The sequence below is a fragment of the Agarivorans sp. genome, assembly GCF_050295395.1.
In the GTDB taxonomy this organism is placed as follows: Bacteria; Pseudomonadota; Gammaproteobacteria; order Enterobacterales; family Celerinatantimonadaceae; genus Agarivorans.
Genome location: NZ_JBNKPP010000172.1, coordinates 1 through 16,013, shown reverse-complemented (window position 1 = coordinate 16,013; position 16,013 = coordinate 1). Strand labels below are relative to the sequence as shown.

Annotated in this window: 10 protein-coding genes and 2 pseudogenes; 5 read left to right on the top strand and 7 right to left on the bottom strand. The window is 47.3% G+C overall.

The annotated features are described in order from the left end of the window. A pseudogene (locus ACQY6Q_RS10400) lies at positions 1 to 142 on the top strand (IS3 family transposase); the annotation flags it as partial. 78 nt (positions 143 to 220) lie between these two features. Here the strand turns inward: ACQY6Q_RS10400 and ACQY6Q_RS10395 are convergent. After that, positions 221 to 2,635 (bottom strand): GH36-type glycosyl hydrolase domain-containing protein, encoded by a 2,415-nt coding sequence (locus ACQY6Q_RS10395; RefSeq protein WP_427981083.1) that lies wholly within the window; start codon positions 2,633 to 2,635, stop codon positions 221 to 223. A 16-nt stretch (positions 2,636 to 2,651) separates the two neighbouring features. Beyond that, a complete protein-coding gene (locus ACQY6Q_RS10390) occupies positions 2,652 to 5,879 on the bottom strand; it encodes a GH116 family glycosyl hydrolase (RefSeq protein WP_427981081.1) in 3,228 nt (1,075 codons plus the stop codon). 788 nt (positions 5,880 to 6,667) lie between these two features. Here ACQY6Q_RS10390 and ACQY6Q_RS10385 point away from each other — a divergent pair. Together ACQY6Q_RS10385 and ACQY6Q_RS10380 are read left to right on the top strand one after the other, a co-directional pair. After that, the gene (locus ACQY6Q_RS10385) at positions 6,668 to 7,864 is read left to right on the top strand and encodes a carbohydrate porin (RefSeq protein ID WP_427981079.1); all 1,197 of its coding nucleotides are present in this window, start codon (positions 6,668 to 6,670) and stop codon (positions 7,862 to 7,864) included. 93 nt (positions 7,865 to 7,957) lie between these two features. Beyond that, positions 7,958 to 8,902 (top strand): MalM family protein, encoded by a 945-nt coding sequence (locus ACQY6Q_RS10380; RefSeq protein WP_427981076.1) that lies wholly within the window; start codon positions 7,958 to 7,960, stop codon positions 8,900 to 8,902. A 65-nt stretch (positions 8,903 to 8,967) separates the two neighbouring features. Here ACQY6Q_RS10380 and ACQY6Q_RS10375 read toward each other — a convergent pair whose 3' ends face one another. Next, positions 8,968 to 10,260 carry a hypothetical protein gene (locus ACQY6Q_RS10375; RefSeq protein ID WP_427981073.1) on the bottom strand — a complete coding sequence of 431 codons (1,293 nt, stop codon included), beginning with the start codon at positions 10,258 to 10,260 and terminating at the stop codon, positions 8,968 to 8,970. Positions 10,261 to 10,555: 295 nt separating this feature from the next. Here ACQY6Q_RS10375 and ACQY6Q_RS10370 point away from each other — a divergent pair, with 295 nt between their 5' ends. Both ACQY6Q_RS10370 and ACQY6Q_RS10365 read left to right on the top strand, forming a co-directional pair. Beyond that, entirely contained in the window at positions 10,556 to 11,467 is a 912-nt protein-coding gene (locus tag ACQY6Q_RS10370) for a YiiD C-terminal domain-containing protein (RefSeq protein ID WP_427981070.1), read from the top strand. Between the two features lie 82 nt (positions 11,468 to 11,549). Continuing rightward, complete coding sequence (locus tag ACQY6Q_RS10365; protein ID WP_427981066.1) at positions 11,550 to 12,461, top strand: LysR family transcriptional regulator; 912 nt, start codon at positions 11,550 to 11,552, stop codon at positions 12,459 to 12,461. Between the two features lies 1 nt (position 12,462). On the opposite strand, the gene ACQY6Q_RS10360 is transcribed toward ACQY6Q_RS10365, so the two are convergent. The 4 genes and pseudogenes from ACQY6Q_RS10360 to ACQY6Q_RS10345 form a co-directional block, all read right to left on the bottom strand. Then, entirely contained in the window at positions 12,463 to 14,727 is a 2,265-nt protein-coding gene (locus tag ACQY6Q_RS10360) for an AsmA-like C-terminal region-containing protein (RefSeq protein ID WP_427981063.1), read from the bottom strand. A 139-nt stretch (positions 14,728 to 14,866) separates the two neighbouring features. After that, the gene (gene arnF, locus ACQY6Q_RS10355; RefSeq protein WP_427981060.1) at positions 14,867 to 15,289 is read right to left on the bottom strand and encodes a 4-amino-4-deoxy-L-arabinose-phosphoundecaprenol flippase subunit ArnF; all 423 of its coding nucleotides are present in this window, start codon (positions 15,287 to 15,289) and stop codon (positions 14,867 to 14,869) included. Then, entirely contained in the window at positions 15,280 to 15,639 is a 360-nt protein-coding gene (locus tag ACQY6Q_RS10350) for an EamA family transporter (protein ID WP_427981057.1), read from the bottom strand. Before ACQY6Q_RS10350 ends, arnF begins: the two co-directional genes overlap by 10 nt. Before the next feature lie 2 nt (positions 15,640 to 15,641). Next, positions 15,642 to 16,013 (bottom strand): annotated as a pseudogene (locus ACQY6Q_RS10345) (lipid IV(A) 4-amino-4-deoxy-L-arabinosyltransferase); the annotation flags it as partial.

The following is a 16,013-nucleotide window of genomic DNA, read 5'->3' as shown; positions in this document are numbered from 1 at the left end:
AGTGACCGATGCGGGTTCTCGCAAGATAGTTGGGCATCACTTGAGTGAAGACATGAAAGCAAACAACGTAGTGAAAGCCCTGAAAATGGCGGTTAGGGATAAGCGCTATATAGCTAATGCGGTGCACCACTCAGACCGAGGTGTCTCGTCCTGAAATTGGTTGATAAACAAGCAATAAAAAGCCAGCGTTATGCTGGCTTTTTAATGATAGTGAGTTCGATTAGCCTAATACGACTTCGACCTGGTGCTCACCTTCAGCCATGATAGGTAGGACTTGCCCTTCGATGGCGCTGCCGTTAAGCGTGATGCTGGCTACACCCTTGCTAATACCTTTAGGATTGCTTACTTTAATGTTGTAAGTGGCTCCGCGGTAGCGGCGGCGTACGCTGTATTCTGGCCACGCCTTAGGAATACAAGGGTCAATTTCTAAGCCTTTTAAGCCGGGCTTAATCCCTAATATGTATTGGGTTCCTGCTACATAGGTCCAGCTAGAGGTGCCAGATAGCCAAGCATTACGTCCCATACCAAACTGTTTGTGTTCTTTACCCAAAATATTCTGTGGGTAGCAGTAAGGCTCAGATTGGAACACATCTAAGTTATCGTTATGGAAGGCTGGGTTAATTTGATTGTAGTACTCAAAGGCACGGTCACCGTTGCCGGCGATGGTCTCTGCCATCATTACCCAAGGGTTGGAGTGCAGGAAGATACCGCCATTTTCTTTGGCTCCTGGTGGATAAGTACTTACCCCGCCAAGCTTATGATCATAACCGTTGTAGCCGGGGCCAGATAGCATAATGCCATATTGGGTATTGAGTTTGTTATTGACGGCATCTAACCCGGCTAGCATTCGGTCCCCCTCTGCAAAGCCCGAAATGACGGGCCATGATTGACCGTTAGTATATAAGCTGCCATGGCTATTTTTATGTGAACCAATCGGCTCGCCTTGTTCGGTGAAGTAGCGAACCCACCACTCGCCGTCCCAAGCATGCTGATTTACCCTTTGTTTCATCTCTTGGTAGTAGTTAGTAAGTAACTCGACCGTGGCTTGATCTTCTAAGGCCTGGGCAATGTCTAACAACTCCTTCAGCGCTTTACCGAATAAGTTAGCGACAAATAATGATTCGGCACCTGTGGGTAGGTTAACGGTATCATTCCAGTCGGCAAAGCCAAGTAAAGGTAAGCCATGTTGGCCAACGTTATTCCAAGTGAAATCAACCGCTTTAAGTAAGTGTTGGTAAACACTGGCTGTTGGGCGATCAGCTAATTCCAAGGTTTTACTGTAGTAGCTGATAGGTTTGTTTAAGAATTCCAGATCGCCGGTTTCTTTGAGATACTGCGCTACCGTTAAGACGATCCATAGGTGGTCGTCACCATAGTAGTCTGGGCAGTCGGGTTCTTCGCGAGAGTCACCTTCGTTGGCTTCCATAGTCAGCGGGAAGTACTGGTGCATCGCCGAGCCATTTTCAAGCTGAACCGACAATAAGCGCTCGGCGAATTCGCGAGCTTCTTCAGGCATGTGAGCCATTACCCCAATTAAATCTTGCGATGAATCGCGGAAGCCGATACCACGAGCTCCATAGCCTAATTGGTAGAGAGACAGGTAGCGTGACCAGTTTTTGGTGGTATGACACTGACGCGGATTATGCACGTTAAGCATCGAGTTCATGGAACTGTCTGGGGTATCTACCTGCATCACTTGTAGGTAGTCTTCCCAGAATGTGGCGAGCTCAGCAAAGGCTTGATCAGCCGCTTGTTCGTCACGATAAAGCGCAATGCTGTCGGCTGCATCTTGCAGGCTGTCAGCTTGGCCTAATTGGGTAATCACTCGTTGGCTTTGCCCTGGTGCTAACTCACCTAGTTTGATTAGCATGGCAGCAACGTTGTCACCTCGGTCACATTCTGAATTGCTCAGGCTATCTTCCATTAATGATAGCGGTTTGGCCCAAGAACCAAATTCGTTTTCGCCTAAGAAGGCTCGGCGATCTCCTTCCCAAGAATCCACTGGAAGGTTACAACTCACGTAGTTAACCGCAATATCGCGTTTCATAAAGGCGTATTGTTCTAACACCAAGTGCCCGGTAGCTTCTGGATGGGCTTTTAGGGTCATAGTTTGAGGAACCCAATCGGCATTCACTAATTGTTTTAAGGCGTCAAAGTGAGTGAATTCATAGACCGGTGCTAGGTCAACTTGCTGGCTTTGTGAGCTCACGTTGGTGACTTTAATGTCTTGTAGCAAGGTAGTTGAACCCTTAGGAACAAATACTTTGATGTCTATTTCTAAGCCTTCCGCCACTACTCGCCAGCGGGTGTAAGAAAGGCCGATGCGACACTCGAACTCATCTGGCTCGGTTAAGCAAGGAGTGAAGAACGGAGAAAATAGCTGATAACCTTGCTCCGTTTTGCGGCGAACATAAATGCTTGAGCCTTTAAAATCTGATTGAGGCTGTTGGGCAATGTATTTGGTGATGCGGTTTAAAGCCGGATCTTGTTTACAAACTAGGGTACCGCCGGTGGTATCAATGATGCCGCCGAAGTCTAGGGTTCCTACATAGTTAGCCCATTTTATCGGCGTTTTCGGCGTAGTTAGTACATATTCTTTGTTTTGGTCATCAAAGTAACCGTATTGTTTGCTCATATTAACCTCTAAAATGTTATGCTGAATGCTGCTCTGCTTGGGGATGTTGCGTCGCCAAAGGCAGAGAAAAAATCATGCCCGGACGGAAGTAACGACCGGCGGTGTATTTCAATCCACTGTGGTGAAGTGCATAAAATAAGGCTTTGCTATCCAGTTGCAGCTGCTGACATAGATTGGCGTAGCGCAGTTTAAATTCACTGAGCTGTCGCGGAATATCAGCGGCAATCCGCCCGTCTGGATATAACAAGCCCTGTTGTAACAGCGCCTGATGAAGTTGCTCTGCTTGCTGATTATCTCCATCGCAAAATGCTGAGGCATCGAAACGGCAGCTGGCATTAAAGCCTTCTGGTGCGGCAAAAGGGATGCGCGCATCTTGATAAAGATTGCGGTAGCAAGCCTGTAACAAATCAGCAGCTTGGGACTGCATATTTAGCGCGAGCATGGCGTTAACCAAGGAATATTGCACCCCGACCCATACATCGTGAGCTTGGAAGTTACCCCACTCTTTGGGCTGCCCTTCGCGGGTCACCAAGTTGGCTGCACCTACTCGCGCACTGTTTAGTTGGTAATTGTGTCGGTACACGTATTCCAAGCAGCGACGTTGTTGTTGTTCGCTGGCCACGGCTGGTAGCTGCAGCATTCGGCAGTAGCTGTCGGCCAACAATGAGTCGGCAAAACTGTCATCACTATCTAGGTCTAGCTTATTCAGCCATGAGTCTTGCCAGAAATCACCTAGTGCTAATAAGGTGAGTTTACGTAACTGGCGCCACTCTTTCGGGCTAGATTGCTGAGTTGGCCAAGCGTGCTCGCTAGCATGTTGTTGCCATAATGCTTTCACCTCAGCTTCCAGTGAACCCAGTTGTGGCATTTCGGGCTGATCAAGCCAGCGGTTTAGTTGTTCAATCAGCTGTATCGAAGAACAGTTCTTATCGAGGCTAACGTGCTCGGCAAATGGCGCTTTGCTTAAGCTAGCGAGTAGTGCATCACGCTGTTGTGGTTTGATGTCACCAATTTGTAGCGGTGTGATGTAAAAGTGGAAGTAGCCGGCCTGTTCATCCCATAAACAACGATGAAATTGTTGACGAGCACAATGTGCAAGGTCGCGATATTCTTGAGGGATTTTAGCTTTATTGAGCAGTTCAGCAATGCTGGCATAAGCTTCTAAGCTGGCTATCCATAACGAGCCGCAGTACACCGAAATACCATGGGAAGATAAATTATCGAAGGTATCATCAGTACCGCGGGTGAGTGGAAAACACTGGCCCGGTTCAACCATGCTTTGTAGATAGTGCATGGCTGCCTGACAGGCTTCCCAGGATTCTTGTAATAGGGCTTGATCGCCATGAGCACGATAATGACGTAACAACATTAAGATGAATTTAGGCGCTAAGTCCTTCCATTCTTTAACATTGTGCCAGTCATAAGCATCCGGCTTAGCGTCGAAGGGGCTGCCGAGATCGTGAATTACCGCACCGCGCACGGCTCGTGGACCTTCAGTTTTGTCGTTAGGTAAGTCGGCGTGTGGTAAACCTACATGCTCATGGTGGCGACGGATCACTCTATCTTCGGCTAACACGGCTTTGGCGAACTCACGCATCACTGCGCCATCGAGTCTCGGGAAGCACTGTAATAACGAGAATGAACCATAAAAATATACGTCTAGTGAATTAAAGAAGGGGTAGTCGGCACATTCGCGCACTAAAAAGCGATCTTGCTTATCCCATACCGTGGCTTCCGCTAAAAATGATAGTGTGTTTAGCGCTAGGGTGCGGGTTTGGCTTTGTTGTTGTGGCTGCGGACTGATGGCGAGCAAACTAGCCTGTGGCATCAGTTGTTCACCAATGTTTGCTAGAGCATCTTGGATTTGTGGTTCTATGGCTAAGGCTTGTTTGGTAATGGCCAAACAGCGCCCTTCAGCATTAGGGTAGAACTGGGTATATTTTTTCTGGCTAGTGAGACCCGGCAGCTGAATATGCGGAAAATCCAATACTAAGGTAAACAGAATTTCTAGTTGTTCACCAGGCGCGAGCTCGCCGCTAACACAAAGTGCAGCAGAGCTGAGTTCTCGGCCGCTGTATATGCCGCGGTCAACATCACTGCTGAGTCGACCACTGGCTAAGGCTCCTTTAATAATGGCTTCGCCGTTCTGGGTGTAGAAATAGGGCTTGGCACTAATAGTACAGTTCTCGGGGGCCGATACGCTGATGCTACTTTGACCGTCGAAGTCGATACCTGGATTGGCCTTGCCGCCCATTTCAACAGTGCAGTGTTTTAGTTGATCTTGCCAATGATGCAGCTCAGCATGTTGACCATTAGCGACGCGCACGATGGAGCAGGCGGCGTCTTGCATTCCTGGTCGACTCTTTAAGGCTTGGTAGCCAGTCAAGTTCTCTAGGCAACGTACTAAGCTAAAAGCCTGCGCCTGTTTACTCTGGTTATGTAAAACAATACGCGTGTAGCTAACCGGAAGTGCCGCCCAATCTTCTTTATCTGGGACGATTGGGCTGTAATGAAACTTAGTGAGGGTGATGGGCTGCTCACCAACAAATTCTTGCTTGGCTACTGGGTATAAGGCGCTGTAGTTAATTTGCTGGCTCGGCCAGCTGGCGAGGCCTTGATACTGCTTAGCTTCCCAATCGCCGAGTAGCGCGTGTTGTTCGGTTTGCTGTAGACCTAAAGCGCCATCGTAAAAATCGAGCAGCCAACTTACATTAAGCTCTACGCCATGTTTATGTGTAGCCAGTAAATCTAGGGTTCTGCTGGATAATTCAATTTGCCAACGTTGCAAGTTTTGTTGGTTCCATGCATAAAAGTCGGCTTCGTTTACCAGCTGTTGCAGACGCTCAATTTGCTGCTCAATTGACATGTCATCACTGAACAAGGCTTGGCCTGAGGCATCGCTTAACTTAAAGAACTTTTGTTTTTGTTGAAAGTCTCTGGGATGAACCAGTTGCAATTGTTGTTGTTTGGCTGCGCCTTGGCTGAAGTAAAAATCTTCTAAACGAAGGCTATCACGTTGCTGGTCACTCAAATGCAAGCCTGGCAGCATGTGTAGCAAAGGCGTGGTGCCCGCAGGGGTAAAGGTGTAGGCGCTACCAATGCCTCCCAAAGCAATGCCGGTATCTGCTGGGGTAGTGCTTAAAGGCACATACCAAGGCTGGACAAATTCATCTGCCAATCCTGGACTCATTAAGTCACTCACGGTTCCGTGATAACTGGATTGGGCAGTATAACGATGCAACATGGATTCAACCTCTTTAAGTTAGTTACGCGTGTAAGCGCTTTCATGTTGACATGTTAACAGTTCATTTAGTCCTGTTTAGCCTGTGAATTTGAAATAGTGATCCGCTTCAATAAAAGAATTTATAACAGGAAAGCTATGAAAGATCCGCGTGAATAGGGGCTTGGTGCGATCTAGTGATAAGTCTGCAGCAGATTAAGTTGAGTGATTTGACCGTTAACTCTAAGGCGTTGATTTCCAGTTTGCTTGGGTTATTGCTGGTTATGAAAACGGCAATAATAGAGGGGGAACGAGTTGTTCGGTTGCTTGATCGGCGCGCAGAGGCGTAAAAGGTATTGCCTAAAGTGGCGTAAACTTAAACAGTTAGCTATTAACTTGCCCTTTTAAGGCCCAAATAACCTTATTTATGTCATGGAAATGATGGTTGTATCGGATAAATTTGATTCATCTCACATTGCTTAACTTTTGTAAAAAAAGAGTCGCTGTGAAATTTCATTGTCAAAAGTAATAAGCGGTAAAAGGATTTTAAATGATAGTAAATTTCTTTTTTTTCAATAAGTTATTTATGTAATCGCTTACTTGGTTTAAGGGGGGGTAATGGAATATTTCATGAAATGTTTCTTGGGAAATTACTGTTAAATGTGATCGGAACTATTTGGAAACGCTTTCAAGGGTGATACTCGTCACTTAATTATCCTATTTTGGACTCTATACTTTGCTCCTGTGACCTATTGGTCATTTATATAAAAAGATTCTAATAAAAATTCAAGATTCATACGGAGTTGAATAAAATGAAAATGAAAGCGCTTACAATTGCAGTCGCTATCGCTTCTGCAGCTACCTCTCTTAGCTCATTTGCTGGTACCCCTAATTTCTCTGGTTATGGTCGTTATGCTTTTGAAGCATCTCAAGACCAACTTCAAACAATCAAAGGTGACTTTGGTGTGATTAACGGTGTAGGCCGTTTAGGTAACGAAGGTAACTGGATGGAGTGGATGCTTAGCCAAGGTTTTGAAAACGGCGATGCTAAGTTTGATATGAACGTGATGATTAACACTCCTGGGTACTCTCCAACTTGGGGTGATACTATCGGTTTGGCTCAGTTCTACGGTGGTGGTAAAGGCATTTTCGCTTCTCAACCTGACGCTTATATTTGGGCCGGTAAACGTTTCTACGGTCGTGAGCAAGGTGGTTTGAGTGACTACTACATGCTAAGTGCAGACGGTACCGGTGCTGGTGTTGATAACTTAAACGTTGGCTTAGGTCAGTTAGACATCGGTTGGACACAAGCCGGCAATGGTGCTTTTACCTCTAATAACGGTACCGTAAACATGCTGCAATTTCACTGGCATGACATCGCTGTGTCTGAATCTGCTAAGTTAAAATTCCGTTTTAACTACGCTTTTGCTGTAGGTACTGATGAATACACTGATGGTTTTGCTAATGACACTGCTCTCCAAGTATTCGGTGCTTATCGTCAGAACTTAGACAATGGCTGGTTCCAACTAGCGGCTCGTTATGAAACTGACGCTGCAGCGCTAACTATTTCTAACTCTGCTGGTCACAACTGGTCTAACGTTAAAGATGTAGACGCAGAAAGCTACGGTGTATTCCTTGATGGTGCGGTGAACTTTGGCGAAATGACTGCCATGGAATACAACGCTAACTGGTTGAAAATTGAATGTACTAACGCTACAGAAACTTGTGATTGGGCAGAAAATAGTGAATACAGCTTCGCGGTTCGTCCTCAGCATCACTGGAATGAGTACATGGCAACAGCAGTTGAAGCTGGTTACCAATCTACAGAGCGTGACGGTATAGGCAGCGACGCTTGGAAAGTGACCTTGTCACAAAACTTCCAAGTAGGTCACTTCATGTGGTCTCGCCCAGTAGTTCGCTTCTATGCGGTAACTGGTGAAGTGAAAACTGACAACCAAGAAACTGTTGATATTACAAAAATTGGCGCAATGGTTGAAGCTTGGTGGTAAGCCGAGTCAAGCCGCGTTATGCTGAGTACTTCTTATAGTACTTAGGCAATAAGTGGGCGCCGCTGGTCGGCGCCCATAGTAAAGAGGTGAGATGTGAAGAAAGTTTTTGCGCTAGTGGTTGCTTGTGGCATGCTTAGTGCCTGTTCTGGTTCGGGTGAACAACGTCCTTTAGAAGTCACTGATCCATTTAGAACCTGGGGTACACAATTTGTCGATGAAGCCAAGATTGCCGGCAAATTAGCTAGTGGAAATGTGGCGGTTAAGCAAGCCAATCAGTTGCAGTATCAGCTGTTGTCTGTTGACAGAACCAATCGAATTGATGTGACAGAGAAGTCACCTGTTGTGGCCTTCCCCGAAGGACGTTCTTACACTGCAGCGTTGTTGATCCCTGAAAATATTTCACAATTTACTTTTCATTTAGACAGTATTGTTAGCCGTACTGTATTCGTTCCAACAGTGGTGTTTTACGATCGTGGGTTAAACGAAGTGCTACGTATCGAAGAAACCCATTTGGACCGAGATGGCTTTTTAAGTATGGAGCAACAGCTTACGCCGCAGCAAGCGCAGCAAGCTCGCTATATTCTGGTGTACAGCAAAGCCACAGAATTTGGTGGTAAAACCGAACTGATCGACCCCAAAGTGGTTTACGAAGAGAAAACTGGCGGCGGCTTGCCCCCAGCCTTTAAGTATTACAGCAAGCATTCGCCAATTGGCAATTTGGATATTCGCTTCAGCAACGTGATGTATAGCTCATCCATGGTGAGTGTTGCTGGAACTCAAAGTAATTATCAGGCTGTTGAAGCAACTCCAGTAGTTGCAGCGTCAACAGTGACCGCTACCGCCGCTCAGCCAAGCAAGGCGCTTGATGTAGAAATGCTCGGTGATACCGAAGCCTTCTACTTAGAGCAGATAACTAAGGCGGTAGCAAAGAATGACCTCTCTAGGGCCTTAAACCTAGTGGAGGAGGCAGAGCGAGCCGGTTCTTCAAAAGCGCAAGCCCATTTTATGCAGCAATTGAAGTTACAGCAGCAAAAGTAGTGCAACACTAAAGTGTTTTTTCTAATCCCTGACTTTCAGCGGCGTTTATCGCCGCTTTTTTTTGTCTAATTCACCGCCAAATTGTTCATAGTAAATTCACTGTCGTTAAAAATTAGCTGGGTTTTATCGCGGCCTTGCTGGTGATTTAAATAACCAGCTTGGCGCAAGGCCAGTACATACATTGCTAGTTTGTCTTTAGCCAGTAGTTGGTCGCTGGCATCAATATCGAGGTTCAGCTCTAGGTAGCGAAGCAATTGTAGAGGGCTATGTAGTTGGCTGAGTTGCAGAGGTAGTAGCTTAGCTTGACCACTCAATTTGACATCTCCTTGAAGCTGCAAACTTGGATAGTTGGCGTCGAGATCTACCGCGAGCTGCTGGAATTGCCAGTCTAGACCTTCGGCAAAGGCCTGTTGCAGCAAACTGTCAAACTGCGCTTCATTAGCTTGTTGTTGTTTCGCTTCGGCGAGAGCTACTAGGTCTTGCATTGGCATACCGCCAAGTTGGGATAGGACGAGTAAGTTGTTTATGGTTAGTTGCTGCTGCTGTTGTTGCAAGGACAAATGTTGCAGATTTAAGTCCAGTGTTACATAGGCTTTTTGTTGCTGTTCGCTCAGCTGATGCTTAGCGCTGAAATGCCGTAAAGAGAATTGTTCGGTGGCTTGCTTAAACTGGATATCCAGCGCGTCAACTGACCAAGTGGCGGCATCAACAAGGTGCCAGCGTTGGCGTTGGCTAAATTGTTGCTGCATGCTCACTCGTCCGAGTTTGACGCTATCTCCTAGAGCTTGCTTGTCCTCTAAGTGCATGCCTTGCCAAGTTAAACGTAGCTCACCCTGTTGAAAGTTCAGGTCACTGCGGCTACTCACTTGGAGTGGCTCAACAGTTAACTCGGTGTGTTCATCTTGGTGATGAAAGGCGTCGATACTCAGCTGCTGGCGCAGTGTTTGGCTGAGCAAATTGGCTTGCCACTTTCCTTGGTGGGCTATTTCATCGAGTTGCCAGTGCTGTAGCCACTGCTGATAGCTGCCCTGCGTGGGATCGAGTTGCCATGTACCGCTGAGATAAAAAGGTAGCACCGTCACCTGATGACTCAGATGTAGCTTTAGCACGTCGTCGCTAAGGCCAAAATCTTCGGCGTCTAATCCTAGTTCACTGAGCTTGACTTGGACGAGCCAGTGTTCTTGGTACTTCCAACCATTAGCGCTGGGCTGCTCAAGCTGAAAGCGCCAAGCGCTTTGCTGCTGCAGGTGAGCGAGCTGTTGTTTGAGCTGGGCTTGATATTGCTGATAAGTAAAGTATTGACCAGCCAGCGCGAGTAGGCTCACCATCGCTAAAGCAAAGGCCGCTTTTTTTAACATGGACTCGTTCCCAGTTTGCCGAAGTTAAAGGGTATTCTATATCTAGTGCGGTACAATGGTAAGCGTTGTCTCGTGCCGTTGATGATAGTGGGGGCATCGACCATGGCCCAATTAAGCTCACGTTATAGCGGGCCAATTGGTATTGTTTGTTGGAGTATTGTTACGTTTGTGTGCATTATGTAGCACCTGCTTTGCTTATCAAGCAGGGCTTTGTTCATGCATAATTGGTTTGAGTATCAAGTCTGTAGCGCTAACTTGGGCTCAGTAATTCTATTATCTAGCAAACGGAGTAGCTATGATGCAGGTAATTTGTCCGCACGCCTCGGGAGAAATGGATAAATATTATCGGTTTCGCTGGGAAGTGTTGAATAAACCCTTACAACTTCCTTTAGGTAGTGAACGTGATGCTTATGATGACCACAGCATTCATCGCATGATCCGTGACTCACAGGGAGAACCCTTAGCGGTAGGTCGCTTGTTTCTCAGTGACCATAAAGAGGCTTTGATTCGCCATGTGGCGGTGTCTCCTGAGCAACGTAAGAAGGGCCTGGGTACCTTATTAATGATGGCCTTAGAAGAAGCGGCTCATGAAGAAGGTGTGAACCGCATTGTAGTGAATGCACGGGGCGATGCTCAGGCTTTTTTCAGTAGCTGCGGTTTTGAAGCGGCGGGCAGCCCCACCTTCGATAAGTTTAAGGTGAAAGTCCAGCAAATGGTTAAGCCACTGTCTGCCGAGCACCGTTTTGTTCGCCAGCCAGCACTGTGTACTGCTTTGCAGCAAATGTTTCAGCAACAAATTCCCTTGAGCGACAAGATGGGGGTGCGCTTGCGCCAGTATACCGGTAAAGAGCTGAGCACTCGTCTTCCCTTGGCTGGGAATGGTAATCCCCATGCTTCTATGTTTGCTGGTAGCATCTACAGTCAGGCAGTGTTGTCGGCTTGGGGAATGATTTGGTTAATGCTGCAAGAGCATGGTTTTGCTGGCGACATAGTGTTAGCCAAGGGTGAAATTAAACACCGCAAGGCGATTTTGGGCGACGCTGACGCTAGCGTGAAAAAAAGTGCCATGAAGGGCAGTTTACTGTCTTTGCTAGAAGGCAAAAAATCTAAAATGACGGTGGCGGTGGAAATCTATGACCAGCAGATCTTAGCTGCTGAGTTTAAGGGCTTCTTTATGATCCTACCTAGCCAATCGGAAGTCAGCTAAAGGCTGCTACTAGTGCTTTGAGTGACGGCGCGATATATTAGCTTAACTAATATATTGTTGCCGTTTAATCAGGAGTGCTTATATGCAGCACCTCTACCGCTTCAGCCTGAAGCAGTTATCTGTATTTGTTTGTATTGCCGAAACACAAAGTGTTAGCGTGGCCGCCCAACAACTGGCGATGACTCAATCGGCGGCTAGCATGGCCTTGAATCAACTAGAAACCGGCTTGGGGCAAAAGCTGTTTGAGCGTCAAGGTAAACGTTTGCGTTTGAATCATTGGGGGCATTGGTTACGCCCTAGAGCCAAGCGGGTGCTAATGGAAAGTCAGCATATTATGCAGGGTTTTGCCGGTCAGCAAGTGATTAGTGGCGAACTGGCCGTGGGGGCGAGTCAAACCATTGCTGAGTATTTTTTGGCTAAGATTATTGCCAGTTTAGACCAAGAATTCCCTGACTTGGTGGTACATCCGCAAATTAGTAATAGTGAAGTAGTATTGGCCGGTTTACTCGATTACCGCCTGCAACTGGGCATTATTGAAGGCCACTGTAACGATAGCCGAATTGCCCAACAGGTTTGGTGTGAAGATCACTTGGTGGTGGTAGCGGGCAAGCAGCACCCTTTGGCAAATTTGCCAGAGGTAAACTTAGCTCGACTTAGCCGTGCTCGATGGGTATTACGAGAAACCGGCTCGGGAACTCGGGATATTTTTAATGGCGCTATTCATGGCAAAATTACTAAGTTGAAGGTGTGGCGAGAATACAGTCATGTGGCCAGCTTGATCGCTTTGGTGGCGGATGGTGCTTATTTAAGCTGCTTACCGCTGCGCAGTGTTGAGCAGGCGATACAAGCCGGTGAGTTAGTGGCCTTGGCGACGCCTGATTTAGACATGCGCCGCAGCTTTAATTTTGTGTGGCGTAAAGACAGTAGCCAAAACCCCTTACGCGATTGTTTTATTGAGCATGCCTGCGCCTTAAGCGCCTCGCTGTCGTCTTGATTTAGTTGCTCGCTGCGAACGAGTAGCGGCATTCAGGGTGTTTGGGAGCCTCAATAAATTGTTGCTGGTTCTGCAGGTAACGGCGTGGCGATAAATAATGGTCGAAGCTGATTTGCGGGGCTGACCAACTGCCATCGCTGGTTTGTACTAAACGCCAGCAGGGCTTGTCACTCACCACCACCTTAAGTTGCTCGAAACGTTGTTCTGCTAAGTCAATTTCACCCGCTACGGTGATTGGATAACGTAAGCCATGCAGTTGCTGTGGTGCTAGGTGCAGCACCCCTTGTTTAATCTCGGCGCTTAGCGCTACATTGGTAAATTGGCTAAGGCCGCGAGGTAAGAGCTTGGGATTGCGCCAAAATACCGGCCAGCCCTTGGCGATCAATGGGCTGGGGTCTTCGAAGTATTGTCGAGGCGTTTCAATGATTTGGTCTAGGGTTATTTCTAAGTCGGCACCAGGCAGTTGCAACAACTGGCTATGCAACTCTAACTCTCCGTCAAGATTTGACCAAAAATCGCTGAGTTTGCCACGTAACTTTCCTGCAAGTTCGACGTCACCCACTAGCTTAAAGTCTGGGTTATCGGCCAGTCTTGCTAGCGGACTAATATCTAGCAACAAACCTGACAACTGTGCCTGCCAAGGTTTATTGGGTTGATCTAACAGGCTTTGTCCTTGCAACTCAAACTGGCCAAGCGGTAATTCCCCGTACAGGTTAAGGTAGCCCAGTTGCTGCTCTGAACCTAAGTCGATACTGCTGTGGCTGAGCACTAAGCCACGAAAGGCAAGTTCAGGCGCTTCCATAAAGACTCGGCTCTGTGGTTGCCAAAGCTGCTCAACGGTTTGCCATTGACCTTGTTTTATCAAGCTAAGCTGGCGTAGTTCTAGGTTTAAGCCATTCGCCGAAAATGGCAGGGTATCGATGTAGGACAACAACTTCACCTGCTGTAAGTCCGCTTGCTCTATATATAATTCCTGTAGTGCTAAAGCGGGTTGGCTGCTCGGTGCGGGCTGTTGCTCCCCCGCTGCGGTTTGCCCATGGTTAGTGGCTGCTGGTTGCGGCAACCAAGTGGGTTGAATGGGGATTTCATTATTAGTTAACAATAATTGATGCAGAGTTAGCGCCCGCTGCTGCCATTGGTAGCTCAGTGCCAGCTCTAATTGCCCCTTAAATAGCTGGCTGCGTAGCGCGTTAATGGTTAATTGCTGATCTTGTAGCTGGCCGCTGGCGGTTAATTCACTGAATTGAAATTGATCTAAATAAAGCTCATCGGCAATAAAGGCAAATTCGCCATGCAGCGCAGCCGGCTGCAACGGCCAAGTGCTTTGCAGCTGATTTAACTCGGCGGTGAGTTTGTTCAATACCAGATTATATCCTTGATATTGGGCCGCTACGCTCACTTGGTTAAGTAGTAGCTTGTTGATGTTAATGTGTTTTAACCAGCTTAAATTGAGTGAGTCTGTGGAGGGCGCATCAACTTCCTCGGGCAGGTTTGCTGAGGGCGTGGCAAAATGTTCGAATTTAAGATTGTTTAAGGCTAATTCCTTAACGGTGAGTTGTTGTTGACTGAGTTCTGCGGCGGCGTAGAAAGAGCCTCCCAGTAGGTCGGCACCGATATGATCAATCACTAACTGCTGTTTGGCATAAGCAAGGCTTAACTGCGGTAATGTTATGGTTTGCCAAGGCGTAACAAGCTGCTGAGCCGAGCCATGCAGAGTAAACTGCCAGTAACTGGCAGCAGCTTGTTGCAGCTCTATGCTTAGATCTTCAATCGCCAGTTCAAGGCGTTCTAGGCGAAAGTTGCCAGCCTGACGCTGCCAAGTAATATCACCATCTTTGGCTAGTATTTGGCCCACTTCAAGTTGCTTAAACCAGTGGCTGCTTTGGCTATCCATTAGTGGTAGGCCGGCGTGACCGGCATTCAATAACTGCTCACTTAGCGCCATTTGAGTGTTATCTAGTACTACTGAATCAAAGCGAATAATTCCCTTAAATAACGGCAGTAAGGCGAGTTTTAGCTCGGCTTGTTTGGCCATTAAGGCGGCCTGATTGGGTTTGGCTACACTGAGATCTAAGACCTGCAGTTGTAGCGGCTGGGTCAGCGACCATTGGCTGCTCGCATAGTTAAGTTGCCAGTCACTCTGTTGGTTTACCCAAGAAAGAAAATCGCTTTTATAGCGGTCGGGATGGAAAGAAAACAAGAAAAAGACCGTGGTTGCCAATAGTAGCAAAAAGACAATGGCGAGCAGGTCAAAAAGACGTTTCATGTTAGTGCAAACTCCTTGCGACTCAGTAAAAGCCAGATTTTACCCAGTATCGTTTTATAATGCCTGATTCTTCAAATATTTAATATTTAATCGTGACGATTTTTCGGCTTCTTTGACAGCGCCGCACTGAGCTTAGCGTCTATGGCTTTTTGGTGCGAGGTATTACCAAGTAGATACCCAGTAATATTAGCAGCACCCCGAGGGCCTTTGTCCAACTAAAGCTTTCGCCTATCCAGGGTAGGCTCACCGCAGCAATGTAAACCACCACATAACTTAAGCTTAGTAGCGGGTAAGCTATTGATAAAGCGAGGCGCTTTAACGCGATCACCCAACAAAACATCGATGAGGCATAACAGCTTAAACCAGCTATCACGCTAAGATAATAGGGCCAGAAATGGCTAATTAAGCTGCTGTAGGTCTGTTGCTGCCATAGGCTTAACCAAGTGGGAAATTGTTCATTGAGTTGGCTCATTCCCCACTTCATGGCCAGTTGGGCCAGTGAAATAAATGCCACACTGAGTAAGGCCAGAGTGACGCTGCGGCCGCGCGTGGTTATAGCCATTGAGCCGCTCCACCGATAAAGGCCACTCCAACGACAATACAGCCCACTCCACACCATTGACGCGAGCTGACTTGTTCATTAAAGGCAAATTTTGAAATCAATAACATGATCACAAAGTTACTGCTAAGCAGCGGGTAAGCCACAGACACATCCCAGCGACTTAACACGGCCAACCAGCTCATAGCTCCGAGGCCAAGGAAGATGATGCCCAGTAACAAAGGTTTGCTCAGTAGCTTCTGCCGGCTAGTTAATTGCGGCTGGGCGGCGAACAGCAGCGCTGCGCGTTTTTGCCAATATTGGCTTAATGAGCTTAAGCCTATCGATAGCATTAGCAGCAGTAGTTCTGTCATCGTTAAGGCTGTAGCGCTTTATAGTACAGCGCGGTGTAGCGGCCGCGGCTAATACGTTGGTCGGTCTGCGGTAGCCGCTCGCCCATGTCGGGTTTATCTCTAAAGAAGATTAATACTGGGGCACTTTGTTGCTGCTGCTGAATAAATTCGGCCAGTTGATCATTTTCGATGAAGCGGTGCTGAGCATCGGGATAACTTAAGCCGTAGCTCACTTCTCCTTTTTGGCCTACCAGGTAGACATCTTGGCGCTTAAAGTACCAATTTAGAGCCGACATAGTATCTGGGTAATCGGCCACTAACACCGTATCTGGGCTGACCAAGTGAGCGATTTGCTGGCTAAATTTGGCGGGCATTTTGGAGTAGATGCTGACATT